Annotated in this window: 23 protein-coding genes; 10 read left to right on the top strand and 13 right to left on the bottom strand. The window is 70.4% G+C overall.

Annotation, left to right across the window (positions count from 1 at the left end; translation table 11 throughout):
- Positions 1-2 precede the first annotated feature (2 nt).
- From queD to R2J76_RS01920, 6 genes are all read left to right on the top strand, one after another.
- The gene (queD, locus tag R2J76_RS01945) at positions 3-350 is read left to right on the top strand and encodes a 6-carboxytetrahydropterin synthase QueD (protein WP_316414088.1); all 348 of its coding nucleotides are present in this window, start codon (positions 3-5) and stop codon (positions 348-350) included.
- The gene (locus tag R2J76_RS01940; protein ID WP_316414087.1) at positions 350-847 is read left to right on the top strand and encodes an NDR1/HIN1-like protein; all 498 of its coding nucleotides are present in this window, start codon (positions 350-352) and stop codon (positions 845-847) included. Before queD ends, R2J76_RS01940 begins: the two co-directional genes overlap by 1 nt.
- Complete coding sequence (locus R2J76_RS01935) at positions 844-1524, top strand: HAD family hydrolase (RefSeq protein ID WP_316414086.1); 681 nt, start codon at positions 844-846, stop codon at positions 1522-1524. The genes R2J76_RS01940 and R2J76_RS01935 overlap by 4 nt, the downstream gene beginning before the upstream one ends.
- A 62-nt stretch (positions 1525-1586) precedes the next feature.
- Positions 1587-2159: a ribosome recycling factor gene (gene frr, locus R2J76_RS01930; protein WP_316414085.1), complete on the top strand. Its 573-nt coding sequence runs from the start codon at positions 1587-1589 to the stop codon at positions 2157-2159.
- Between the two features lie 2 nt (positions 2160-2161).
- Positions 2162-2944 (top strand): TSUP family transporter, encoded by a 783-nt coding sequence (locus R2J76_RS01925; RefSeq protein WP_316414084.1) that lies wholly within the window; start codon positions 2162-2164, stop codon positions 2942-2944.
- 53 nt (positions 2945-2997) lie between these two features.
- Positions 2998-3681, top strand: coding sequence for a superoxide dismutase (locus tag R2J76_RS01920; protein ID WP_316414083.1), 684 nt, complete (start codon positions 2998-3000; stop codon positions 3679-3681).
- Positions 3682-3687: 6 nt separating this feature from the next.
- Here R2J76_RS01920 and folK read toward each other — a convergent pair whose 3' ends face one another.
- From folK to R2J76_RS01880, 8 genes are all read right to left on the bottom strand, one after another.
- Positions 3688-4128: a 2-amino-4-hydroxy-6-hydroxymethyldihydropteridine diphosphokinase gene (gene folK, locus R2J76_RS01915; protein WP_316414082.1), complete on the bottom strand. Its 441-nt coding sequence runs from the start codon at positions 4126-4128 to the stop codon at positions 3688-3690.
- A gap of 2 nt (positions 4129-4130) precedes the next feature.
- Complete coding sequence (locus tag R2J76_RS01910) at positions 4131-5276, bottom strand: glutathionylspermidine synthase family protein (RefSeq protein ID WP_316414081.1); 1146 nt, start codon at positions 5274-5276, stop codon at positions 4131-4133.
- 1 nt (position 5277) lies between these two features.
- A complete protein-coding gene (locus R2J76_RS01905; RefSeq protein WP_316414080.1) occupies positions 5278-6171 on the bottom strand; it encodes a hypothetical protein in 894 nt (297 codons plus the stop codon).
- Positions 6168-6563, bottom strand: coding sequence for a preQ(1) synthase (gene queF / locus R2J76_RS01900; RefSeq protein WP_316414079.1), 396 nt, complete (start codon positions 6561-6563; stop codon positions 6168-6170). The genes R2J76_RS01905 and queF overlap by 4 nt, the downstream gene beginning before the upstream one ends.
- Positions 6564-6574: 11 nt before the next feature.
- Entirely contained in the window at positions 6575-7273 is a 699-nt protein-coding gene (queC, locus tag R2J76_RS01895) for a 7-cyano-7-deazaguanine synthase QueC (protein ID WP_316414078.1), read from the bottom strand.
- Positions 7274-7291: 18 nt separating this feature from the next.
- On the bottom strand, positions 7292-9337 hold the full coding sequence (locus R2J76_RS01890; RefSeq protein WP_316414077.1) for a serine/threonine-protein kinase: 2046 nt from the start codon (positions 9335-9337) through the stop codon (positions 7292-7294).
- A gap of 134 nt (positions 9338-9471) precedes the next feature.
- The gene (locus R2J76_RS01885; protein WP_316414076.1) at positions 9472-10185 is read right to left on the bottom strand and encodes a lysophospholipid acyltransferase family protein; all 714 of its coding nucleotides are present in this window, start codon (positions 10183-10185) and stop codon (positions 9472-9474) included.
- On the bottom strand, positions 10182-11021 hold the full coding sequence (locus R2J76_RS01880; RefSeq protein WP_316414075.1) for an Hsp33 family molecular chaperone HslO: 840 nt from the start codon (positions 11019-11021) through the stop codon (positions 10182-10184). The genes R2J76_RS01885 and R2J76_RS01880 overlap by 4 nt, the downstream gene beginning before the upstream one ends.
- Positions 11022-11074: 53 nt before the next feature.
- Between R2J76_RS01880 and R2J76_RS01875 the strand changes: the two genes are divergently transcribed.
- Together R2J76_RS01875 and R2J76_RS01870 are read left to right on the top strand one after the other, a co-directional pair.
- Positions 11075-12355, top strand: a complete 1281-nt coding sequence (locus R2J76_RS01875) for a transcription antitermination factor NusB (RefSeq protein ID WP_316414074.1) — start codon at positions 11075-11077, stop codon at positions 12353-12355.
- Entirely contained in the window at positions 12356-12700 is a 345-nt protein-coding gene (locus R2J76_RS01870) for a hypothetical protein (protein WP_316414073.1), read from the top strand. It abuts the gene before it with no gap.
- Between the two features lie 573 nt (positions 12701-13273).
- Here R2J76_RS01870 and R2J76_RS01865 read toward each other — a convergent pair.
- The 3 genes from R2J76_RS01865 to pilB form a co-directional block, all read right to left on the bottom strand.
- Positions 13274-14476, bottom strand: a complete 1203-nt coding sequence (locus tag R2J76_RS01865; protein WP_316414072.1) for a type II secretion system F family protein — start codon at positions 14474-14476, stop codon at positions 13274-13276.
- Between the two features lie 84 nt (positions 14477-14560).
- The gene (locus R2J76_RS01860; protein WP_316414071.1) at positions 14561-15745 is read right to left on the bottom strand and encodes a type IV pilus twitching motility protein PilT; all 1185 of its coding nucleotides are present in this window, start codon (positions 15743-15745) and stop codon (positions 14561-14563) included.
- A 21-nt stretch (positions 15746-15766) separates the two neighbouring features.
- Entirely contained in the window at positions 15767-17581 is a 1815-nt protein-coding gene (gene pilB, locus R2J76_RS01855; RefSeq protein ID WP_316414070.1) for a type IV-A pilus assembly ATPase PilB, read from the bottom strand.
- A 203-nt stretch (positions 17582-17784) separates the two neighbouring features.
- Between pilB and R2J76_RS01850 the strand changes: the two genes are divergently transcribed.
- Positions 17785-19659 (top strand): hypothetical protein, encoded by a 1875-nt coding sequence (locus R2J76_RS01850; RefSeq protein WP_316414069.1) that lies wholly within the window; start codon positions 17785-17787, stop codon positions 19657-19659.
- A gap of 1 nt (position 19660) precedes the next feature.
- The gene (locus tag R2J76_RS01845; protein WP_316414068.1) at positions 19661-20833 is read left to right on the top strand and encodes a GGDEF domain-containing protein; all 1173 of its coding nucleotides are present in this window, start codon (positions 19661-19663) and stop codon (positions 20831-20833) included.
- Here the strand turns inward: R2J76_RS01845 and R2J76_RS01840 are convergent, their stop codons facing one another.
- Positions 20834-21814 (bottom strand): hypothetical protein, encoded by a 981-nt coding sequence (locus R2J76_RS01840; RefSeq protein WP_316414067.1) that lies wholly within the window; start codon positions 21812-21814, stop codon positions 20834-20836.
- A complete protein-coding gene (gene tmk / locus R2J76_RS01835) occupies positions 21814-22476 on the bottom strand; it encodes a dTMP kinase (protein WP_316414066.1) in 663 nt (220 codons plus the stop codon). The genes R2J76_RS01840 and tmk overlap by 1 nt, the downstream gene beginning before the upstream one ends.
- Between the last annotated feature and the right edge of the window lie 83 nt (positions 22477-22559).

Genomic DNA, 22559 nt, shown 5'->3' with positions numbered 1-22559 from the left:
CCATGATTCTCCGCAAGGAATACGGCTTCGAGGCCGCCCACTTCATCCACAACCACCCCGGCAAGTGCCGCAACCTGCACGGCCACAGCTACAAGCTCTTCGTTTCCCTGGACGGGGCCGTGAACCCGGAGACGGGCATGATCATCGACTTCGACGACCTGTCCAAGGTGGTGGTGGAGAAGGTCATCCAGCGCCTGGACCACCGCTTCCTCAACGACCTCATCCCCCTTTCCACGGCCGAGAACATCGCGGTGTGGATCTGGGACGAGCTCAAGCCCTCCCTGCCCCTGCTCAGCCAGGTGGAGGTCTACGAGACCCTGGACAACTGCGTGATCTACCGGGGGGCCTGATGCGCGCGACCCGGCTGGCGCTTCCCGCCCTGGTCCTTGCCACGGCCTGCACCCCGGTGCGGGACTACCAGGAGGCCGCCCGCGGCCTCCGGTTCCACCTGGACCGGGTGGAACCCAGCGTCCACCTGGCCCTGCCCCTGGACCGGTCCCGCATGGCCTTCCGGGTCGTGGTGGGCGTCGACAACCCCTCCACCGTGCCCTTCCACGTGCTGGGCTTCACCGGGGACCTCAAGCTGGAGAGCCGCGGCGCCACCCACGCCATCGGCCGCATGGACCTGGCCCGGCCCCTGGACATCCCGCCCCAGGGCTCGGGGCGCATGGAGGTGGAGGTCTCCTTCTCGTACGGCGACCTCCGGGACAACTGGGTGGCCATCCAGGCCGCGGCCCAGGGCGGTTCCGGCGCCTGGCGCCTGGACGGGGTCCTCAAGGCGGACGCCTTCAGCTTCGCCATCCAGCTCCCCGTGAAGTCCCGGAAGGCCTTCGGCGGCGCCCCATGATCCGGGCCGTCGTCTTCGATCTCTGGAACACGCTGGTGCACAGCCGGCACGGCGACCCCTTCCGCCACCTCCAACGGCTCCTGGACGACGAACAGAAGAAGCGCTACCCCGAACTCCGGCGCGAGGCCATGGACCGCCCCCACCCCGACGCCCGCACCTTCCTGGCGGGGTGGATGGACCGGCTGTCCCTGTCGGGGACCCAGATGCTGGCCATGGCCGAGGTCTTCCAGACCGCCGCCGACGACGCCGCGTGGTTCCCCGAGGCCCTGGAGGCCGTGGAGGGCACCCGCAAGCTCGCCCGGGTCGGCCTCCTTTCCAACACCCAGAGCTTCGACATGGAGTTCCTGGAGCGCCTGGGACTGGAGCGGACCCTGCCCACCCGCTGTCTCAGCGCCCACACCGGCCATCTCAAGCCCGAGCCCGGCGCCTTCCGGCACATGGAGAAGCGCCTCGGACTCTTCCCAGGCGAGATCGCCATGGTGGGCGACAGCTGGCGGGACGACGTCACCGGGGCCCTGGAGGCCGGGTGGACCGCCATCTGGGTCAACCGCCCCGGCCACCCCCGGCCCGGGGACGTGCCCGGGGAGGACCTGGTGGAGATCCCCGACCTTTCCCTGGTGCCCCGGGTGGTGGAGAACCTCCAGAAAGGTGCCCGCTGCGGCACCTGCCTGGGCTGATCCGCTGGCAATTCCCCCGGATTCCCGCTAGAAAATGAAGTGCGCCTTTGATGGAGTAGCCGATGACCGCCACCGTTGACACGATTCTCGCCGAAGCCCGGAAACGCATGAAGTCCTCCCTCGAGACCCTCAAGAAGGAGATGGCCACCGTGCGCACGGGGCGCGCCAACGCCGGCATCCTGGATTCGCTGCACGTAGAGTACTACGGCTCCTCCATGCCCCTGAACCAGATCGCGGGCGTGAGCGTCCCCGAGGCCTCCATGCTCGTCATCACCCCCTTCGACAAGAGCGCCATCAAGGCCATCGAGCACGCCATCCTCAAGTCCGAGCTGGGCCTCAACCCCGCCAACGACGGCGTCGTGATCCGCCTGCCCATCCCGCCCCTCAACGAGGAGCGCCGCCGGGACCTGGTCAAGGTCGTCAGCCGCATGGGCGAGGAGATCAAGACGGCCATGCGCAACGTCCGCCGTGACGCCAACGAGGACATCAAGAAGCTGGAGAAGGACAAGACCGCCCCCCTGGGCGAGGACGCCGCCAAGAAGGCCCTGGCCGACATCCAGAAGATCACCGACGACTCCATCAAGGAAGTCGAGGAGATCATCAAGCACAAGGACGCCGAGATCATGCACATCTAGCCATGGTGCATCCGGCGACCCTCGCGCTGCTGGCTCTCGCGGCGCTCCTGGCGGGCTTTGTGGACGCAATCGTCGGCGGCGGCGGGCTCATCACCATCCCCGCCCTGATGCTGGGGCTGCCCGCGGGCACCCCCATCACCACCGTCCTGGGCACCAACAAGGTGGTGGCCTCCACGGGCGCCACCTTCGCCACCGCCCAGTTCATCCGGGCCAAGGTGCTGACCTTAAGGGAGATGGTCGCGCCCGTGGCCTGCTCCATGACCGGGGCGGGCCTGGGGGTGTGGATGGCCTACCTGCTCCAGGGCAAGGGGGACGCCTGGTTCCGGCCCGTGATGGTGGGGCTGATGGTGGTCATGCTGGCCTTCACGGTGTTCCGCCCCGACCTGGGCAAGGTCCACGCGCCCAAGTACGGCCTGCACCACCAGCGGGGCCTGGCCGCGCTCATCTCCTTCGCCCTGGGGGCCTACGACGGGTTCTTCGGCCCGGGCACGGGCTCCATCCTCATCTTCCTGTTCGTGGCGGTGCTGGGCTTCGATTTCCTGCGGTCCTCGGGCCTGGCCAAGAGCGTGAACTGGGCCTCCAACGTGGCCAGCCTGGTCCTTTTCGTGAGCCGGGGAAGCTGGATCCCGGTGGTGGGCCTGTCCATGGCCCTGGGCAACGGCCTGGGCGGGTACCTGGGCGCGCGCACCGCCCTCACCCGCGGCAGCGGCCTGGTGCGGGCCGTGTTCATCGCGGTGGTTTCGGCCCTGATCCTGCGGCTGGGCTGGCAGATGATGGGAAAATAGCCTTCCCTGACCGGATTCGTCAGGTATAGTGGTGCCTTCGCCGAGGAGGCACCATGGAACGAAGAGAACTGCTGGGAACGCTCGCCGCCGGAACCCTGGCCCTGGGCCTGGCCCCCCACCTCGACGCGGCTCCCGCCGCCGCCGCCCCCGAACCCCGGGCCGACTACAAGCCGCGCCCCTTCGCCTTCGACGCGGGACTCCCCGGCCTCTCCAAGGAGATGCTGGCCGAGCACCTGGCCCTGTACAAGGGCTATGTGAACCGCACCAATGCCCTGCTCAAGGACCTCCAGGCCGCCGAGGCCGAGGGCCGCGCCACCACCGCCGTGCAGGAATCCCGCCGCCGCCTGGGCTTCGAATTCAGCGGCATGCGCCTCCACGAGCTCTATTTCGAGGCCCTGCGCGAAAAGGGCGCGGCCCCGGGCGCCGGCCACCCCCTGCACAAGGCCATCCTGGCCGGCTGGGGCTCCTTCGACGGTTGGTGGGCGGCCTTCAAGGCCACCTGCACCATGACCGGCATCGGCTGGGGCGCCCTGGTGAAGGACCCGGCCACGGGAAGGCTCATGAACGCGTGGTTCCAGGACCACGAGAACGCCATCCCCGTGGGGACGGTGCCCATCCTCGTGGTGGACGTGTGGGAGCACGCCTACGTGAAGGACTACGGCGCCACGGCCCGGGCGAAGTACGTGGACGCCATCCGGCCCCTCATCGACTGGGGCGTGGTGGAAAAGCGCTACTGAGTCCCCTCAGACCTCGATCCCCAGCGCCCGGGCCGGCTCCACCACGAAGGGCCGGGTGCGGGCGCGGGGATGGGGCAGCTCCAGCACCAGCTCCCCGCCCAGCTCCTCCAGCCCGGGGGGGGCGGGCCAGGCCCACCGCCCCCGGGCCCCCTCCACCTGGATGAGGTCCAGGTCCAGGGTGCGGGGAGCGTTGCGGCCCGCGGACCGATCCCTGCCGGCCCGCAGTTCGGCCCGCAGCAGGGCCTCCAGCAGGGCCCGGGGCTCCAGGGCGGTGTCCACCAGGGCCACGGTGTTGAGGTAGTCCGGGCCCAGGCCCGATTCGTCGGGGGTCTCCGTCCACAGCGGCGACGGGGTGACCGTCCCCAGTTCCGCCAGCAGGGCCAGGCCGGTCTCCACGTGGGCCCGGCGGTCGCCGAGGTTGGAACCCAGGGCCACCAGCGCGCGCACCCCTAGCCCTCGATGAGGTGGGGCACGAAGGAGCTGCCGTTGTCCGTGATGGGTCCCCGGGCCTCGCGGATGCCCATGCCCGCGGGCTCGCCGTCCACGATCCACGCGCCCAGCACGGGCCGGTAGCCGTCGAATTCCGGGATGGGGGCGTAGGCCTGGTGGACGAAGCCTTCGGCGCCGTAGCAGTCCATGGCCTTGCCCAGGTGGACGGCGCCCCCGGCGTGGATCTCCACGTTGGCGCCCTCCCGGGCGAGGATGGGCTTTTTCACGTAGTTCGCGAGGTCCCTGGGGCCGTCCAGGTACGCCGGCAGCAGGTAGGGGCTGCCGGGGAAGAGCTCCCAGAGGATCGCCAGCAGGGCCTTGTTGGACAGGAGCATCTTCCAGGCCGGTTCCAGGAAGGCGCAGGGCCTGGGCTGGCGGGCCAGGTGGGCCCCGAATTCGTCCTTGACCATGAACTCCCAGGGGTAGAGCTTGAAGGCGGCCCGCACGGGGCGCTGGTCCAGGTCGCAGAAGCCGCCCTTGGCCCCGTCCCAGCCCAGGTCCTCCACCAGCATCTGGGCGGTGGAGAACCCGGCCTGGTCCGCGGTGTCCCGCAGATAGGCCACGGTCTGCTGGTCCTCCAGGGTGTCCTGGTGCAGGAAGTAGAGGGTGCCCGCGGGCAGGAAGTCCTGGGCGCGCTTCCAGGCCGCCACCAGGCGCTCGTGGAGGGAATTGAACTGGTCCCGGCCCGGGAACCGCTCCTCCAGCCAGTACCACTGGGCCACCGCGGCCTCCACCAGGGAGGTGGGGGTGTCGGCGTTGTACTCCAGGAGCTTGGGGAAGCCCTGCCCGTCGTAGGCGAAATCGAAGCGCCCGTAGAGGCCCACCTCGTCCCGGTCCCAGCTCTCCCGGATGACGGGCTCCATCCACGGGGGGATGCCGTACTCCCGGAACCGCCCGCGGTCCAGCACGTGCTCCACGGCCTTGAGGCACATGGCCTGCAGCTCGGCCGCGGCGCGCTCGAACCGCGCCACCTCGGCGGGGCTGAAGGCGTAGTAGGCGTCCTCGCGCCAGTAGGGGCTGCCGTCGTCGTGGGTGTGGAAGGTGACGCCCGCGGCCTCCAACCGGGATTCCCAGTCGGGGCGGGGCCGGATGGCGTGCCTCTGCATTTCAGCCTCCCGATCCGGATGCGTGCCCGGCGGCGCCGAAGCCGCCCCGGCCCACCGAGCCCGTGGCGGCCCTGCCGGAAATGGAACCCCGGGGCCCGGCCACGAAGGCCTGGCCGGGCAGGGACGTGGCCCCGCTCACCAGGGGCGGGCGCCAGGCGGATCCGCCCAGGAACACCATGGACCGGCCCCCGGTGGGGGCTGCGGCGGGCGCGAACCGGGACGCGTCCTCGGGGGCGATGGGGCGGCCCGGGTCGTGGAAGCGGTAGCCCGGGGCCAGGGGCGCGAACATGCCGCCCCGGTAGCTGTAGGCCGAGGGCCGGTGGAAGAGGAAGTGCCAGAGGAGGTAGTCGTCCAGCCAGGTGCGGTGGCCCCAGGATGTGCGGTACTGGTTGTCCCGGTCCTGGTCCCGGATGCGGTCCACCTCCTCCCCGAAGCCGTGGCGCTGGGCCAGGATCCGCATGCGGTCGGCGCTGGCGTAGTCCACCACCCACAGGAGCCGGCCGTTCTCCCGGGGCGTGTCGGAGTCCCCCCAGTCCACGTCCCGCAGGCGCTCGGCGGTGAGCTGGGCCACGTACGAATTGCCCTTCAGGGGGTCGTGGACGCTCACGCCCACCAGGAAGAGGTTCGGGGTGAGCGGGGTGTAGGTGGAACCCTCCGCCACCAGTTCGGGGTGGTGCTCGTTCATGAAGGCCTTCACGGCCGTGTCCACCTGGGCCTGCACCTCGGGGGTGGGCGGGGCGGTCTCGGCTTCGCGGCGCTGGCCGGCCTCCCATTCCTGGTTCCTGCGGGCCGCCTCGGCCCGGGCCGCCTTGTCGGCCCGGGTATCGCAGCCCAGGGTGCCGGCGGTGGCCGCCAGGATGAGGATCAGGGGGGGAACCGCGCCGCGGTACCTCATGGCCGGGTTCCGTGCTCGGCCTTCACCAGCGTGCGGATGCCGCCGCGGATGAGGAAGTCCCCCTCCACCTGCAGCCACTGGGGCGCCAGGGCCGCCACCAGGTCGTCGAGGATCTGGTTGGTGACGGCCTCGTGGAAGGCGCCGCGGTCGCGGAAGCTCCAGAGGTAGAGCTTGAGCGACTTGGATTCCACGCACAGCTGGTCGGGGACGTAGGTGATGCGAAGGCGCGCGAAGTCCGGCTGGCCCGTCATGGGGCACAGGCAGGTGAATTCGTCGGTCTCGAAGCGGACCTCGAAGGCCCGGCCCGGACGGGGGCTCAGGAAGGTGTCGAGGGTGGTGGAGGGCTCGGTGACGCGGCGCTTGGGAAGGGTCTTGAGGGTGGGCTTGGGCAACGGATGGATCCTCAGGGTCGCAGGTGGTCGGGGATGGTGGCGTAGGGGATGGGGTCGGCGACGCCGGCCTCCTTGAAGCCCCGCAGCCGGAGAAGGCAGGAATCGCAGGTGCCGCAGGCGGCCTCGTCGGCCTGGTAGCAGCTCCAGGTGAGGTGCAGGGGCGCGCCCAGCTCCACCCCCAGGGCCACGATCTGGGCCTTGCGCAGGTGGATGAGGGGCGCGTGGAAGGCGATGCGGGTGCCGGGCTTCGTGCCCAGGTCCGCCGCGGCCTCGAAGGCCCGCAGGAAGGCCTCGCGGCAGTCCGGGTACCCGCTGGAATCCTCCTCCACGAAGCCCACGTGGAGGGCCTGTGCGCCGATGACCTCGGCCCAGCTCACCGCCGTGGCCAGGAGGTGGGCGTTGCGGAAGGGGACGTAGCTCACCGGCACGCCCTCCCTGTCCAGGTCGCCTTCGGGGAGCGGGATGGAGGGATCGGTGAGGGCGGAGCCCCCGATGGCCCGCAGCCCGGCGAAGGGCACCACGAGGCGCCGGGGCGCGGCGTAGAAGTCGGCGATGGCCTCGAAGGCCCTGCGCTCCCGGGCCTCGGTGAGCTGGCCGTAGTCAGCGTGGAGCAGGGCCACCTGGAAGCCCGCGGCCCGCGCGGCGGCGGCGGCGACGCAGGAATCCAGGCCTCCCGAAAGGGACACGACGGAAATGGGGGCAGCGGTCATCGGGTTTCCTTGAACCTACTACGATAACCGGGCCAGCTCCTTCCGGGTCCTCCCGATGAGGTCCTCCTTCACGGGCACCAGCCACCGGAAGAAGGGGTGGTGCTGGGCCGCGTGGAGGAACCGCTCCGCCCGGGCCAGTTCGGGGCGGGGGTCCCGGCCCAGGGCCTTGAGGAGGCGGGCCCGGGCGAGGATGACGTGCACCTTGCCGCTGATGGCCCTGGGATTGCCGGGCCGGATGGTGAGCGCGGTGTCCAGGAGCCCCTCGGTCTCCTTCCACATGCGCAGGGCCTCCTCCGGGGGCAGGCCCGGGGTCTCCAGCCACCGGAACCGCCAGTCCGCGGAGGCCAGCCACCCGGTGACGTCGCTGGGGGCGATGGCCTGGGCGGCCCGGGCCGCGGCGTCGGCCAGCCGGTAGTGGTCCAGGGCCCCCCGGGCGTCCCCTGCCCGCTGGCGCTCCAGGCCCAGGGAGGCCAGGGCCCGGGCTTCCTCCACCTTGGCCTCGTGGAGCCAGCGGTTCTTCAGGAACAGGGCCCGCGCCATGGCCAGGGCCTCGGCGCCCCGGTGGTCGAAGGTGAGGATCCGGGCGCAGCAGAGCTCCTGCGGTTCCCAGGAGGCCCCGGCGGCCTGGGCGAGGAAGTCCCGGGCCGCCTGGAGGTGGCGCGCGGCGGTCCCGGGCGCCGGGGGAAGGTCCCCCAGCTGCTCGTGCTCCGTGACCCGCAGGTAGAATTCGCTGTGGGTCCGGCACAGGGCATAGGCCACCTCGGGGGTGCGGTAGCCGCCGTCCCAGGCCGCCTCCAGGGAGGCCAGGGCGGGTTCCAGGTACCGCATGCTCAGGTAGACCCGCCCCAGGGCCAGGTTGCCGGGGCCCCGGGCCTCGGGGCCCAGGTGGGCGATGTCCTTCTGGATCTCCGTGACCCCCTCGAACATCCCCGCCAGGAGGGGGCGCAGGTCATGGGGAGGGTAGAGGCGCGCCAGGGCCATGCGGGTTTCCAGTTCCTTGGCGTCGTGGGCGAAGCGCAGGGCCAGCACCGTGCGGCGCTGGGAGGCCGCCGCCAGGCGCGAACTCCACAGGGCGAAGGCCACCCCCAGGAGGAGGCTGATGCAGAGGGAAGCCGTCCAGGCCGGGTGCCGCCGCACCCGGCGCCGCGCGCGGCGGAACCAGTCGGGCCGGTACGCCAGGAGGGGCTCGCCGTCCAGGTAGCGCCGGAAATCCTCCGCCAGGGCCCCCGCGGTGGCGTAACGGTCCTGGGGCCGGTCCTCCAGGCACCGCACCAGGATGGCCCGCAGCTTCCGGGGCAGGCCGGGCCAGGAGGGCTGGGAACCCGTGGCCTCGGCCAGGGGCGCCCGGCCCGGGCGGGTCCGTTCCTCCCCGCCGCCCCGGCGGTCCAGGTCCAGCACCGCGCAGAGGGTGGCCCCCAGGGCGTAGACATCCGTCGGCGGGCCGATGAGCTCCCCCTCCCCGGCCTTCTGCTCGGGCGCCATGAAACTGGGGGTGCCCAGGACGCCGTGGGCCAGGGTCAGGCCCTCCTCGGCCAGGTCCTTGGCCAGGCCGAAATCCGCCACGTAGGGAACCCAGGGGCCGGCGGGGGACCGTTCCAGCAGGATATTGGACGGCTTCAGGTCCCGGTGGATGAGGCCCACCCGGTGGGCGGAGTGCATGGCCACGGCCACCGTGGCGAGGATCTCCACCGCCTCCCGGGGGGAAAGGCCCGGCGCCGCCTGGGCGAGGCTGGGCCCCGGCACCAGCTGCATGGCGATGAACGGGACGTTGTCCGAGACGTCCACGTCGAAGATCCGGCACACGTTGGGGTGGCTCACCCGGGCCTGGAGCTGGGCCTCCTTCATGAACCGCAGGATGGCCGCGGGGTCGGGGGCGGCGAGGGTCTTGATGGCCACCTGCCGGTCCAGGAGCGTGTCCCAGGCCCGGAACACTTCGCCCATGCCGCCCCGGCCGAGGCTGGGCCCCAGGCGGTACCGCCCCAGGCGCCGGCCCTCCAGGGCCCAGGCGGGCCGGGTGAAGGGACCCGCTTCCGGCGGGCAGCGAGACGTGGGCGGGGCCTCCATGCCGAAATTATAAACTATTTTTAATTTTGAGCGGGCGAATTGAGGATCCACCTCGCAACGGGACGGGGAATCCGGAAACGCCGCCTTCGTGGGCGGGTGGGTCGGACCCGGAATGGAGCCCCGTTGTCTATAAATTATTCAATGTATTTTTGGGCCCAGGCTTCCATGGCGTCCAGTTCCTCGGCCAGGGCCGCCCGGAAGGGTTCCTCGTCCCCCTGCGGGGGGACCTGGTAGGGGGTTCCGTAGCGGACCTTGACCCGGGAAAAGGGCTTGGGCACCAGCATCGCGTCCCAGGTGCCCAGCTGCCAGGCGGACTGGTAGGCGACGCACACGGGCACGATCCAGGCCCCGGTCTTGCGGGACACGGCCAGCACGCCGCCCTTCACCTCCTGCCGGGGCCCCCGGGGGCCGTCCACGGTGATGCCCAGGTCCCAGCCGTCCTTCACGGCCCGGATCATCCGCACCAGGGCCTGGGCTCCCCGGTCCCCGGCGGTGCCGCGCACGGCGTGGATGCCGAACCACTGCCAGGTGGCCGCGCTGCGCTCCCCGTCCTTGCTGTCGCTGGAGAGGATGGCCACGCCCCGGGGCTCGCCGTCCGGGGCGCTGCGCCGGAACGGATAGGCCTGGGGCATCATCACCAGGCGCCGGTGGTAGAAGGAGAGGATCACCCGCCGGTCCGCGGCCACCAGGTCCTCCACGGGCTCGAAGCCCTCCCGCGCCACCCGCAGGGTGTAGGCGAGGGTCTTCACCAGGGCCGCGGCCACGAAGGGCACGAGCCGGAAATTGAGCCACACGCTCAGGGGTCCGCCCACGGGCCGGCCCCGTTCGACGATCTGGACCCCGCTCACGGCTCCTCCCCTTCGGGCCCCAGGTCCCCGGGGGCGATGGTGTAGTCCTTGCCGCAGTAGTCGCAGCGGACCTGCACGGGCCCGCCGTCCTTGAACATCTCGTGGCGCTTGGCCCGCCCGAACCCGGCCAGGGCCTCCAGGAGGCTTTCCCGGGAGCACCGGCACCGGTAGCGCATGGCCGTGGTGTTGAGCACCTCGGCCCCCGGGCCCTGGTTGATCCAGGAGCTGAGGAATTCCGGCGTGCGCTCCCAGAAGGGCACCACGTCCAGGCCCTCCAGGGCCTCCACCAGGGCCCGGAGGCGCTCCGGGGGGCATTCCGGCATGAGTTCCACCAGGAGCCCGCCGCTCTCCCCCGTCCCGGGATCGCACCACAGGTGGACGCTGGCCTGGACCTGCTCGGACTGGAGGAGATAGGCTTCGAGCTGGGCCTGGAGGGGGCCTTCCACCAGTTCCAGGGTCCCCACGTAGGGCGCGTCCGATCCCGTGGAGCGCGTCACCTGGAGGAGCCCGGGGCCCTGGAGCCACGGGCCGGCCCCGGCGCCCTCGTCCAGCACCCCGCGGATATCCCCGTCGGGCCAGGAATCGGCCACCACGGCCCGGGCGCGCCCGGCGGAGCGGAGGTGGATCTGCAGGCGCTCGGAAAAGAAATTCCGGGCCTGGAGAAGGAGCGCGCTGGAAAGCACCTCCACCAGCACCGCGCAGGCCTCGGCCTCCAGGTGCGGGTGGCCCCGCCGGACCCCGTCCCACAGGGGGCTCGCGTCCAGGGCGGAAAAGCGGATGTGGCGGTCGGCGGTGAGGGCCCGGACGACCAGGGCGGGGGTATCGGCTTCGCTCATGCCCCAAGTGTAGCGGCTCCCCAAGGCCCCCCGGAATGTGAGAGGCTGATGGGATGGCAACGCAGAGTCGCACCCTTGTGGCACGGACCCTCCAGGTCGTCTTCGGCGACGGGGACCGGGTCCCGGACGCCTGGGACGCCGGCCTCTCCTCCGAGGACGCGGGGCTGGCCAACGCCCTCCTGGGGCACTGCCTGCGGCGCTGGGGCACCCTCCAGGCCCACTGCCGCCCCCAGTTCCGGAACCCCGCCCGGGGCGTCCCCCTGGGCACCCAGGTGGCCCTGGCCATCGGCCTGGCCCAGCTGGCATGGCTGGAGGGCGTCACGGACCACGCCGCGGTGAACGAGGCCGTGGACCTGGCCGGCGACCGGGACCTGGGCTTCCCCCCCCACCGGGGCCTGGTGAACGCCATCCTGCGCCGGGCCGGCCAGGACCGGGAGGCCCTCCGGGCCACCCTGGACGCCATGGACCCCGCCCTGGACCGCACCCCCTTCGCCGAGCTGACCCTCAAGGCCGCCCTGTACCCCCGGGGCCAGGGGGTGGCCCGGGAGCAGCTTTGGAAGCGCCTCCAGGCGCCGCCCCGGCCCACCTTCAGGGCCCTGGGACCGGCGCCCGCCACCCTCCTGCCGGTGGAAGGCGTCCCCGGCGCCCTGCAACTGGCCCCCGGCGCCGCCTTCCCCCGGGAGTGGCTGGCCTCGGGCCAGGGCATGGTGCAGGACATCAGCTCCCAGGCCCTCATGGCCTTCCGGTGGGAGGGCGCCCCCCGCACCATCCTGGACGCCTGCGCCGCCCCCGGCGGCAAGACCACCGCCCTGGCCCGCCGCTACCCCGAAGCCGCCCTCACCGCCCTGGAAAAGCACCCCCAGCGCGCCGGGCGCCTCCGGGAGAACCTCGCCGCCCGCGGGATCCAGGCGGAGGTGGTGGTGGAGGAGGCCGGCCCCTGGATGCGCCAGGCCGGCCCCGCCTTCGACCTCATCCTCCTGGACGCCCCCTGCACGGGAAGCGGCACCCTCCAGAAGCACCCCGAGCTCACCTGGATCGGCCCCGCCATCGACCGCCCCCGCATGCGCGCCGCGCAGCGCGACCTCCTGGAAGCCGCCTGCTCCCGCCTGGCCCCCGGCGGCCTCCTCATCTACGCCGTGTGCTCCTGGCTCTCCGAGGAGGGCCAGGACCACCGGGACTGGGCCCTGGCCCAGCCCGGCCTGGAACCCGTGGCCGCGTGGCCCGCGGGCCTGGGCGCCGAGGAGGGCCCCACCAGCTTCTTCCGCCCCGACCCCCTGACCTGGCCCGGAGAGGGCTTCCAGGCCTTCGCCCTCACCCGAACCCCGGAGCCCTGAATGCAAGCCTGCCCCTCCTGCGGCGGATCCCACGTCGTGGCCGTCGCCGAACACTACGCCGCCCAGGTGCGGATCCCCGAATCCGACCCCGAGGCCCTGGCCGCCCTGGCCCCCCCCCTGCGCCGCTCCATCTTCCACGGCACCGCCAGCATCACCCTCTTCTTCCTGGCCTTCCTCAGCCCCGGTTTCGTCCCCCCCCAGCGCGCCTACCCGGTCCTCGCCACCTTCCTGGCGCTGGGCGCGGTGACCTTCCTCACCTGGATCCGCGCCCGGCGCACCGATCGCGCCGCAATGGCCGCGTATCAGGGCCGGCGGATGTGCGAGGACTGCCGCTGGGAGGGGTGAAGGGTAAGGGGCATGCCCTGCCGGGGGCCGTGGATCGTCACGCGCGGGTCCCGGATGGTGGCGCCGACCCACAGGGGTTCCGTCCTTTCGCGCCGACCCACCGGTAGCGCTCGCAGGCAAGCTGCGAGCGCTGCCCGTGATCCATTGCGGATGGCCCCCGGTGCTGCGGGCCGCTCAACAAACCAGGCCCGACCCGCACCCGCCCCCCCATGTGACTGGAAAGCGGCGTCCCCAAAACCGTCGTTCACCCTGTCCCATCCTGGATACGCATAGCGATCACAGGCGAGCTGTGAGCGCCGCCCGGTGCTGCGGGCCGCCCAACAAACCAGGCCCGACCCGCACCCGCCCCCCCAAGTGATTGGAAAGCGGCGTCCCCCCAGCCGTCGTTCACCCTGTCCCATCCTGGACACGCAAAGCGCTCGCAGCTTGCCTGCGAGCGCTACCGATGGGTCGGCGCGAAAGGACGGAACCCCTGTGGGTCGGCGCAGAACTCCGGGACCCGGGCGCGAAGATCCGCGGCCCCCGGCAGGAAGTCCCGGAACCGTCCGGAACCTCCCGCCCGCCGGCGCTTCCTCAATCCTTGCCCATGACGTTGGCGAGGTTGAAGATGGGCAGATACATGGCGATGACGATGAAGCCGATGATGCCGCCCAGGACGGCGATGATCAGGGGCTCCATCATGGCGGTCATGGCGGCCACGGCGTTGTCGACCTCGTCCTCGTAGAAGTCGGCGACCTTGCTCAGCATGGCGTCCAGGGCGCCGGTGGCCTCGCCCACGCCCACCATCTGCACCACCATGGGCGGGAAGACCTTGGTCTCGGCCAGGGGCCCGGCGATGTTGCGGCCCTGCTCCACGGCCTCGCGGCTCTTCATGATGGCGTTCTGGATCACCAGGTTCCCGGCGGTGCGGGCGGTGATGTCCATGCCTTCCAGGATGGGCACGCCCGAGCTGGTCAGGGTGCCCAGGGTGCGGCAGAACCGCGCCACGGCCACCTTGCGGAGCAGCTCGCCGATGACGGGGATCTTCAGGATGATGGTGTCGATCTGCAGGTGGCCCGCGGGCGTCTTGTAGTACTGCCGCAGGCCGATATAGACCAGGGCGATGAAGATCAGCACCACGTAGAAGTAGTTGATCAGCACGTTGGAGATGGCGATGCAGATGAGGGTCGGGAAGGGCAGGCTGCTGCCCATGCCCTCATACATCTGGGAGAACACCGGGATCACCTTCACCATGATGATGGCCACCACCACGATGGCGATGATGATGACGGTGATGGGGTAGGTCATGGCGCCCTTCACCTTGGCGGTGAGCTTCACGGCCTTCTCGATGTAGCCGGAAAGGCGCTGGAGGATGACGTCCAGGATGCCGCCGGCCTCGCCCGCGCCCACCATGTTCACGTACAGATCGTTGAAGGCCCTGGGGTGCTTGCTGAGGGCCGTCTGGAGCGTGGCGCCCTGCTCCACGTCCCGGCGCACGGCGGCGAGGATCTTCTGGAAACCCTTGTCGGCCTGCTGGGCACCCAGGATTTCCAGGCACTGCACCAGGGGCAGGCCGGCGTCGATCATGACGCTGAACTGCCGGGTGAAGATGGCCAGTTCCTTGGGCTTGACCTTGCCCAGGGACTTTCCGCCCGCGGCGCCCTGGGGCTTGATGGAGATGACCTGGATGCCATTGCGCTTGAGCGTGACGGCGCCTCCGTCCCGGGTTTCGGCGACGATGACCCCTTCCTGAATCTCCCCGAGCCGATTCTTGCCTTTCCAAGCATATGCGGGCATCAGAACCTCTTCTATCTTTGGGACGTGTCAATGGGACCAGGATAAAGCCAATATGCGGCCATGGGAAGCCCGGAAGACCCCAGCCTACGTGTATTTAATATTGGGGTTCCGCCCCCCCAGCACGCTGCTGGGCTGGCCTGCCGGTTTGCCCGGATTCATGGGCGCCATGTTCTGGGTGCCCACCCCGCGGTTGATGAGTTCCCGCAGTTCCTCCTGGTTGGAGGAGTAGGACATGGCCATGTCCTGGGTGATGTCGCCCTTCAGCACCAGCTCGGAAAGGCTCTGGTTGAAGGTCTGCATGCCGAACTTGAGCTGGCCGGTCTGCATGGAGCTGTAGATCTGGTGGATCTTGTCCTCGCGGATCAGGTTGCGGATGGCGGGGTTGGGGATCATCACCTCCAGGGCCAGGGACCGGCCCTTGCCCGAGGCCTTGGGGATGAGGGACTGGCAGATGACCCCTTCCAGCACCAGGGACAGCTGGGCCCGGATCTGGGGCTGCTGGTGGGCCGGGAACACGTCGATGATGCGGTTCATGGTCTGCACGCAGGAGCTGGTGTGCAGGGTTCCGAAGGTGAGGTGCCCGGTCTCGGCGATGGTCAGGGCCGCCTCGATGGTCTCGAGGTCGCGCAGCTCGCCCACCAGCACCACGTCGGGGTCCTGGCGCAGCGCCGAGCGCAGGGCCTTCTTGAAGCTGTGGGTGTCGGCGTGCACCTCCCGCTGGTTCACCAGGCACCGCTTGTGGTGGTGCACGTATTCCACGGGATCCTCGATGGTGAGGATGTGCAGGGGCTCCACCTCGTTGACCCGGTCGATCATGGCGGCCAGGGTCGTGGACTTGCCGGAACCGGTGACGCCCGTCACCAGGATCAGGCCCCGGGGCTTGTCGCAGAGGGTCTGGGCGATGGGGGGCAGGCCCAGCTGCTCGAAGGAGCGGATGTTCTCGGGGATGGCCCGGAACACCCCGGCGGTGGCGCCCTTCTGGTTGAAGACGTTGGCGCGGAAGCGGGACACCCCCTGCAGGCCGAAGGAGAAGTCCACCTCCAGGTCCTCCTCCAGGCGGTGCTTCTGCTGGTCGGTCATGACGCCGTAGCACAGCCACCGGGTCTGGGAGGCCTCCAGGGGCGGGAGCTTCAGGGGCACCATGCGCCCGTCGATGCGCACCTGGGGGGCGGTGTCGGTGGTGACGTGGAGGTCGGTCCCGCCGTACTCCACCATGGTCTTCAGGAGCTGCTGGAGGGGGACTACGTACTGGGCACTGGGTTCGGCCATGGTTGCTACCCCTTTATGGGACTAGAGGACCGTCTCGCGGACGATTTCCTCGATGGTGGTGACGCCGTCCAGGACCTTGCGGCACCCCGAACGCCTCAGCGTGATCATCCCTTCCTTCTGGGCCTGCTCCCTCAGCTCGATGGCGCTGGCCCCGGTGAGGATCATGTCCTTGAGGGTCTCGGACATTTCAAGGACCTCGTAGAGGCCCACACGGCCCTTGTAGCCGCGGCCGCCGCAGATCTCGCAGCCGGCGCCCTTCTTCAGGACGATGCCGCGCTTGACCTCCTCCTCCGTGAAGCCCACCTTGAGCAGGGCCTCCGGGGGCGGCTGGTGGGGATCGGCCTGCTTGCAGTTGGCGCAGATGCGCCGCACCAGGCGCTGGGCGCAGATGATGTTGACCGAGGTGGCCACCAGGAAGGGCTCCACGCCCATGTTCATGAGGCGGTTGATGGTCGAGGGGGCGTCGTTGGTGTGGAGGGTGGAGAGCACCAGGTGGCCCGTGAGGGAGGCCTTGATGGCGATCTCGGCCGTCTCGAAGTCCCGGATCTCGCCCACCAGGATGATGTTGGGGTCCTGGCGCAGGAAGCTGCGCAGGGCGGCCGCGAAGTTCAGGCCGATCTGCTCCTTCATCTGCACCTGGTTGATGCCCGCGAAGTTGAACTCGACGGGATCCTCGGCGGTCATGATGTTCACGTCCGCGGTGTTCAGCTTGGAGATGGAGGAATAGAGGGTGTTGGTCTTGCCCGACCCGGTGGGCCCGGTCACCAGCACCATGCCGTAGGGCTTGCTGATCTGGCGATCCCACTGCTGGAGGCTCTCGGGCTCGAAGCCCAGCTTGGTGAGGTCGAGCATGAGCTTGTCGGAGTCCAGGAGCCGCAGCACGATCTTCTCGCCGAACAGGGTGGGGAGGATGCTCACCCGGTAGTCGATGACCTTCTGCTTTCCGCCCAGCTGGACCCGGAGCTTGATGCGGCCGTCCTGGGGCAGCCGCTTCTCGGCGATGTTGAGCTTGGCGAGGATCTTCACGCGGGAGGTGACCGGGTCCTTGAGCTTGATGCTGGGCCGCATCACCTCCTGCAGCAGCCCGTCGATGCGGAACCGGATGCGGTAGTGCTTCTCGTAGGGCTCGATGTGGATGTCGGAAGCCCCCTTGCGGATGGCGTCGATGAGCACGATGTTCACGAGCCGCACCACCGGCGCGTCCTCGGAGGCCTTGCCCAGGGCGGCGGCGTTGACCTCGTCCTCCTCGTCCAGGGTCTCGTACTGGGTGGACTCGGCCATCTCCTCTTCAAGGTCCTTCAGGTCGAGGCTGGCGTCCTCGTGGTCCCCGAATTCGTCGGGGCCGGGGGCGGCGGCCTCCTGGCCCGGGGCCCCGGCATTGAAGACGCCCCGGCCGTCATCCTGACGATCCCGCAGGCGCACGGCGCTGGTGCCCCCGTAGTAGCGTTCGATCGCCCGTACCAGCCCCCGCTCCGAGGAGACCACCGGATCGATGTTGTAGCCGGTGTGGAACCGCACATCGTCCATGGCGAAGATATCCGTGGGATCGGACATGGCCATGGTGAGGACGTTGCCCGACCGCTGAAGGGGCAGGACCTTATGCTTGTTGGCCAGTTCGGATGGCACCAGGGCGATGACCGAGGGCTCGATGGGCGGCCACTGGTCCAGGTCCGCCGCCGGCACCCCGTACTGCATGCCCAGGAAGCTCACGATGTCCTGGTCCGAGCAGAACCCCAGGCGCACGACAATGCTGCCCAGCTTCCCGCCTTCCCGGCGCTGCAGCTTGATGGCCTCGTCCAGCTGATTTTCAGAAATCAGCTGTGCCTTCACAAGCATTTCACCGAGCTTGCTAGCCAATGGATCCTCCGAAGGGGGTTGATGGGCAGTGTACACCTACAATCCGCTGCTTGGCATATAGCGTGATTCAACCAACCGGCTATCCTGGGGGCATGCCCAGCGCCCAGTCCTCCGGTCAGCGCCTTGATTTGGTCCGGGAACTCATCCGGGAGAAGGGACTTTCGCGTCAGGATCTTCAATTATTGGAGGAGATACTGCGGGTCGGCGGGGGCGATGTCTTCCCGCTCCTGGAGACGGGCACCGGGGAGGCCTTCCCCGTGGGCGAATCCCTGCACCTGGCGAAGCTCCGCCGGGCCTTCGGCCTGTTCCTGGCCTTCCTGAACCAGTTCTCCGAACGGCGCCTGGGGGAAGTTCGCCCGGCCATGGGGCTGGTGCTCCAGCACAGCCTGGACACCCTGGGGGAGCTGGCGGCCACGGCCCACCGGGAGGTGCTGGACCAGAACCTGGAGCCGGACTGGGTCATCCACCTCCTGGACCTCATCGCCAGCCTGCGCACCATGGCCACCTCCCTGGGCTCGGGGGAGGGCTCCCAGCTCAAGGAGCACTGGACCGCCTACCTCCAGGAGGAGCGGGACCACATCAAGAGCATCTTCGCGGTCCTGGCCGGCATGGAGGAGGGCCCGGCCCTGGTGGCCCGGCTCAACCAGCTCATGAAGACCCTCAACCGGGCCCTCCAGTCCGGTTCGGGCAACCCCCTGGAACCCATCCGCAAGATGGAGGCCCTCCTGGGCGGAGCCCTTCCGGAATCCACCCGCCTGCGGGCGGAGCCGCTCCTGCTGGTCCAGCACGTCATCGCCAGCCTGCGCATCATGCTCTTCAGGCCCCTGGACCGCGGCGTCCACTGGCCGGCGGTGGAGCACATCCGGGGCAGCCTCCAGTGGCTGTGGAACCACCTGGGCTGGAGCCTTCCCCGGGTGGAGGACCGCCTCCTGGAGAAGAGCCTCCCGGGCGACGTGCGCGCGCTGCTCAAGCAGCTTCGGGAGAACCACCCCCCCTCCTTCCGCATCGTGGCCCGGGCCCTGGTGAGCCACCTGGCGCTGCTGAGCCTGGTGGAGGGCATGGAGCCCGCGGTGAACGCCTCCATCCCCAAGCGCTTCGCCTCGGTGCCCCATTTCTACGTCATCGAGAGCGAACTGGGCCGGCTCGCGGAGCGGGTGTTCCACCCCCGCGCGGCCGACAACCTCCCCAAGGGCAGCGAGGAATCCCTGCTCCTGGGCGCCTTCCTGCGCCAGGCGGTGCTGAGCCTCCTCCAGGACCAGGCCACCATCCGCGGCCTCCTGCTGCAGACCCTCACCAACGACGACGTGGACCAGCTGGCCATCACCCTCGACAACCTCAGGGCCCTGCTCCTCTCGCACCAGCGCCAGCTCATGGGCGACCTCGTGGGGCTGTTCAGCCCCGAACTGCGCCACAAGCTCTTCCCGGATTCGCCCTCCCTCACGGAGGAGGGGGACCGCCTCCGCCGGCGCCTGCACCGCCTCTGGCAGTACATGGACCCGGCCCTGGGCCAGATCCGGCTTCACCTGGAACTGAGGAGCTGGCCCCGCCTCGCCCTGGCCCTTTCCCAGGCCCAGGGGCAGGTGGCGAGCTTCCGCCGCAGCCCCGAATTCCTCCTCATCCGCAGCGTCGACCGCCAGGAATTCGAGCGGCTCACCCTGCAGTTCACCCGCAGCCTGGAGGACCCCGCCGTCATCGAGACCTCCCTGGAGGAGGCCTCGGAGACCGTGGGCGAGATCCTGCGCTTCCTGGACCAGTTCCTGCTGCGCATCAACGCCCGGGTGCCCCTGATCCGGCTGGACCTCACCACCTCCCGGGAGGCCCTGCGCCTGGGCCAGGCCTTGCGCCTGGCCCGCGGCGACGCCCCGGACCGCTCCCGGCTCACCCACAAGCTCATCCAGACCACCAAGCCCCTGGGGGTGCGGGACCCCCAGGCCCTGAACCTCCTCAAGCGGTGGGTGCGGGCCGAACGCAGCGGCCGCGAGGTGAAGACCCACCTGGACGCCCTCCTTTCCCACCTCGAGCACCTTTCCTCCCGCCTCGACGCGGCCCTGAGCTGAAATGACCATCGGCCTCCTGACGATCCACGAAGCCCAGGGCGCCGCCGCCCTGGAGGAGGCGCTGGCGTCCTGGGGATACGCCGTGTCCCCGTCCCCCGGCGAAGGCACGGTGATCATCGTCGCGGACCGCCCCCATCCCCGGTGGATCCCCCCGTCCGGGTCGGAGATCCTCTGGTGGGTGAAGGAGGCCGACCCCGAGGAGGTGAGCCTTGTGCTCAGCGTGCGCGCCGGGTGGGTGCTGCGCCAGGCGCAGCCCCTGGCCCGCGTCGGGGAGGCTCTCCAGCGCATCCGCAGCCGGGACCTGGGCAGCGACGGCTGGCTCCGGCAGATGATCCACCTGGCCACCCTGGACGAGCTCCTGAGGCCCATCCTCGCCCGGGCCATGGGCCTGTCCGCGGCCCGGGGCGGGGCCATCTGGATCCGCCAGGAGGAATGCTACTTCCAGCGCTGCGGGGCGGGCTTTCCCGAGGCCCCGGTGGGATTCAGCGAAGCCGAGGCCCTGGTGGACGCCGGGGAGGCCTTCTTCCTCTGCCCCCGGGAGAAGCTGGGCCTCCTGCGCCTGGTGGAGCCCCGGGCGCCCCAGGACACCTTCCTGGGCTGGATCAAGGAGGTGGACGACCTCCTGGTCAAGGCCTGGAACCTGGAGCAGAGCCGCAACCTCTCGTACCGGGACGACCTCACCGTGGCCTTCAACCGCCGCTGCCTGGAGGTGGAACTGCCCGAGGCCATCCGCGCGGCCTCGGTGCGGGGCGAATCGGTGGCCCTGCTCTTCCTGGACGTGGACAACCTCAAGGAGCTCAACAGCCAGTACGGCCACCCCACCGGGAGCCGGGTCATTTCCACCGTGGCCCTGGAGGCCAAGCAGATCATCCGCAACCTGGACCGCCTCTACCGCTACGGCGGGGACGAATTCTGCATCATCATCCCCGGATCCCCCGCGCCCGTGGCCGCGAGGATCGGCGAACGGCTCCTCAACGCCCTGGCCCGCAGCCCCCTGCAGGTGGGCTCGGCCCAGGTCTCGGTGTCCATCAGCGTGGGGGTGGCCTCCTTCCCCGCCGACGCCGACGGAGCCGACCACCTCCTGGAGAAGGCCGACCGCGCCCTGCTCAGGGCCAAGGCCAGCGGCAAGGGCTGCGTCATGCTCGCCGACGAGACCCGCAGCCTGGAGAAATAGTCAGACCAGCGCCACTTCCCGCAGCAGCGATTCCGCCGAGGGATTGCGGGCCAGGTTCCGCATGGCCTCGAAGGCCCGGGCCTGGGCGGGCTCCAGGGCCAGGGGGGATCCGGCCAGCTTCGTGAGCCCCTCGGTCCAGGGGGCCAGGCGCGGGGCGCGGCCCTCCCGGAGGCGGCCCACGTCGGCCAGCACCAGGAGGAACAGTTCCAGGCACCGGCTCACCTGCTCGTTCTGGGAGGCCTCGGCGTTCTTGTCCGGGGCCAGGGCGGCGCCCGCGGCGCTGAAGGCCGCGCCCCCGGCCACCAGGATCCAGGCGTCCACCTGGTCCGAGGCGCGCTGGAAGGCGGCCTCCTCCAGGTAGCGCAGGGTGCCCCCGGACAGGGCCGTCCACCGCGCCCGGTGCGCCTCCTCCCAGCCCTCCCTGCGGGCCACGGCCCAGGCGTCGGCGTCCGACAGGGACAGGAAGGGGATGCGCTCGCACCGGCTGCGGATGGTCTGGAGCATGGCCTCGGGCCGGTGGGTCACCAGCAGGAAGCAGGTGCCGGGCGGGGGCTCCTCCAGGGTCTTGAGGAGCATGTTGGCGGAGGGGCCGTTGAGGCGGTGGGCGTCCTCCACCAGGATCCAGCGGTGGCAGCCCGGGGGCGGCGCCCGGTGGGCCCAGCTGATGACGCCGCCCTCCACCAGGTCGTCCTCGCGGATGGAGCCGATCTTGATGAGGCCGGCCTTGCCCTCGGGGGCGATGCGCAGGAGGTTGGGCAATTCCACCGGCAGCTCCCCCTGGAACAGGCGGCACCCCTCGCACTCCCCGCAGGCGGTGCGGCGGAAGCACAGCTCCCGCTGGGCCAGTTCCAGGGCCACCCTTCGCTTGCCCACCCCGTCCGGTCCGGCGAAGAGGAGCGAGCCGCCCACCTTCCCCTCGCCCACGCGGGTCAGCAGACGTTCCCGGATGGCCCGGTGGCCCAGGATCAGGGGGTCGAACACTATTCCACCTTCAGCCCGGCGGTGCGCAGGAGGGGCGCGAGGCTCTTCCAGATGGCCTCCTCCACCACCTCCGGGGCGTCCTGGGCGGGGATGACCACCACCCGCTGGGGCTCCTTCTGGGCGATGGCCAGGAAGCGGGAGCGCACCCGCCGGTGGAACTCCAGCTGCTCGGAATCGAAGCGGGTCTCCCGGAACCCGCTGGCGGCCGCGTTGCGCGCCTCCACCCGGGCCAGGGAGACGGCGGGATCCATGTCCAGGAGGAGGGTCAGGTTGGGCTTCAGGCGCCCCAGCACCACCTCCCCGATGCGGTCGACCATGGAATCGCTGATGCCCTGGGCCCCCTGGTAGGCCCGGGTGGAATCGTCGAAGCGGTCCAGCAGCACCAGGTGCCCCTTCTCCAGGGCGGGCTGGATGAACTGGGTCAGGTGCTGGGCCCGGTCGGCATAGAAGAGGAGGAGTTCGGCCTTCGGGCACCAGGCCTCCCCGGAACCATGGGGCTCCAGCAGGAGCTGGCGCAGTTCGCGGCAAAGGGGCGTGCCGCCGGGTTCCTTGGAGACGTCCACCGGGATCCCGCAGCCTTCGAGCCTCGCCGCCAGCTTGCGCAGCTGGGTGGATTTGCCCGAACCTTCAATGCCTTCCATGGTGATGAACAGCCCTGCCACGCAACCTCCTGGCGCCTCGCGGCACTCCTGAGGATACCCTGCCGCGGGGCCGGGGGTCGAATCGCGGCCCCCCTGGCCGCCAT

Source organism: Mesoterricola silvestris, assembly GCF_030295405.1.
In the GTDB taxonomy this organism is placed as follows: domain Bacteria; phylum Acidobacteriota; class Holophagae; order Holophagales; family Holophagaceae; genus Mesoterricola; species Mesoterricola silvestris.
The sequence above is the reverse complement of the archived record's forward strand: the minus strand, read 5'-3'. Positions and strand labels throughout refer to the sequence as shown.

Excerpts from the sequence above, each read along its gene's own strand:
- R2J76_RS01845 (WP_316414068.1), top strand. The coding sequence starts at position 19,661 with ATGACCATCGGCCTCCTGACGATCCACGAAGCCCAGGGCGCCGCCGCC.
- queC (WP_316414078.1), bottom strand. The coding sequence starts at position 7,273 with ATGACCGCTGCCCCCATTTCCGTCGTGTCCCTTTCGGGAGGCCTGGAT.
- R2J76_RS01875 (WP_316414074.1), top strand. The coding sequence starts at position 11,075 with ATGGCAACGCAGAGTCGCACCCTTGTGGCACGGACCCTCCAGGTCGTC.
- queD (WP_316414088.1), top strand. The coding sequence starts at position 3 with ATGATTCTCCGCAAGGAATACGGCTTCGAGGCCGCCCACTTCATCCAC.
- R2J76_RS01860 (WP_316414071.1), bottom strand. The coding sequence starts at position 15,745 with ATGGCCGAACCCAGTGCCCAGTACGTAGTCCCCCTCCAGCAGCTCCTG.
- R2J76_RS01880 (WP_316414075.1), bottom strand. The coding sequence starts at position 11,021 with ATGAGCGAAGCCGATACCCCCGCCCTGGTCGTCCGGGCCCTCACCGCC.
- R2J76_RS01905 (WP_316414080.1), bottom strand. The coding sequence starts at position 6,171 with ATGAGGTACCGCGGCGCGGTTCCCCCCCTGATCCTCATCCTGGCGGCC.
- R2J76_RS01910 (WP_316414081.1), bottom strand. The coding sequence starts at position 5,276 with ATGCAGAGGCACGCCATCCGGCCCCGCCCCGACTGGGAATCCCGGTTG.
- R2J76_RS01935 (WP_316414086.1), top strand. The coding sequence starts at position 844 with ATGATCCGGGCCGTCGTCTTCGATCTCTGGAACACGCTGGTGCACAGC.
- R2J76_RS01940 (WP_316414087.1), top strand. The coding sequence starts at position 350 with ATGCGCGCGACCCGGCTGGCGCTTCCCGCCCTGGTCCTTGCCACGGCC.
- frr (WP_316414085.1), top strand. The coding sequence starts at position 1,587 with ATGACCGCCACCGTTGACACGATTCTCGCCGAAGCCCGGAAACGCATG.
- R2J76_RS01870 (WP_316414073.1), top strand. The coding sequence starts at position 12,356 with ATGCAAGCCTGCCCCTCCTGCGGCGGATCCCACGTCGTGGCCGTCGCC.
- R2J76_RS01890 (WP_316414077.1), bottom strand. The coding sequence starts at position 9,337 with ATGGAGGCCCCGCCCACGTCTCGCTGCCCGCCGGAAGCGGGTCCCTTC.
- R2J76_RS01865 (WP_316414072.1), bottom strand. The coding sequence starts at position 14,476 with ATGCCCGCATATGCTTGGAAAGGCAAGAATCGGCTCGGGGAGATTCAG.
- R2J76_RS01920 (WP_316414083.1), top strand. The coding sequence starts at position 2,998 with ATGGAACGAAGAGAACTGCTGGGAACGCTCGCCGCCGGAACCCTGGCC.
- pilB (WP_316414070.1), bottom strand. The coding sequence starts at position 17,581 with ATGCTTGTGAAGGCACAGCTGATTTCTGAAAATCAGCTGGACGAGGCC.
- R2J76_RS01925 (WP_316414084.1), top strand. The coding sequence starts at position 2,162 with ATGGTGCATCCGGCGACCCTCGCGCTGCTGGCTCTCGCGGCGCTCCTG.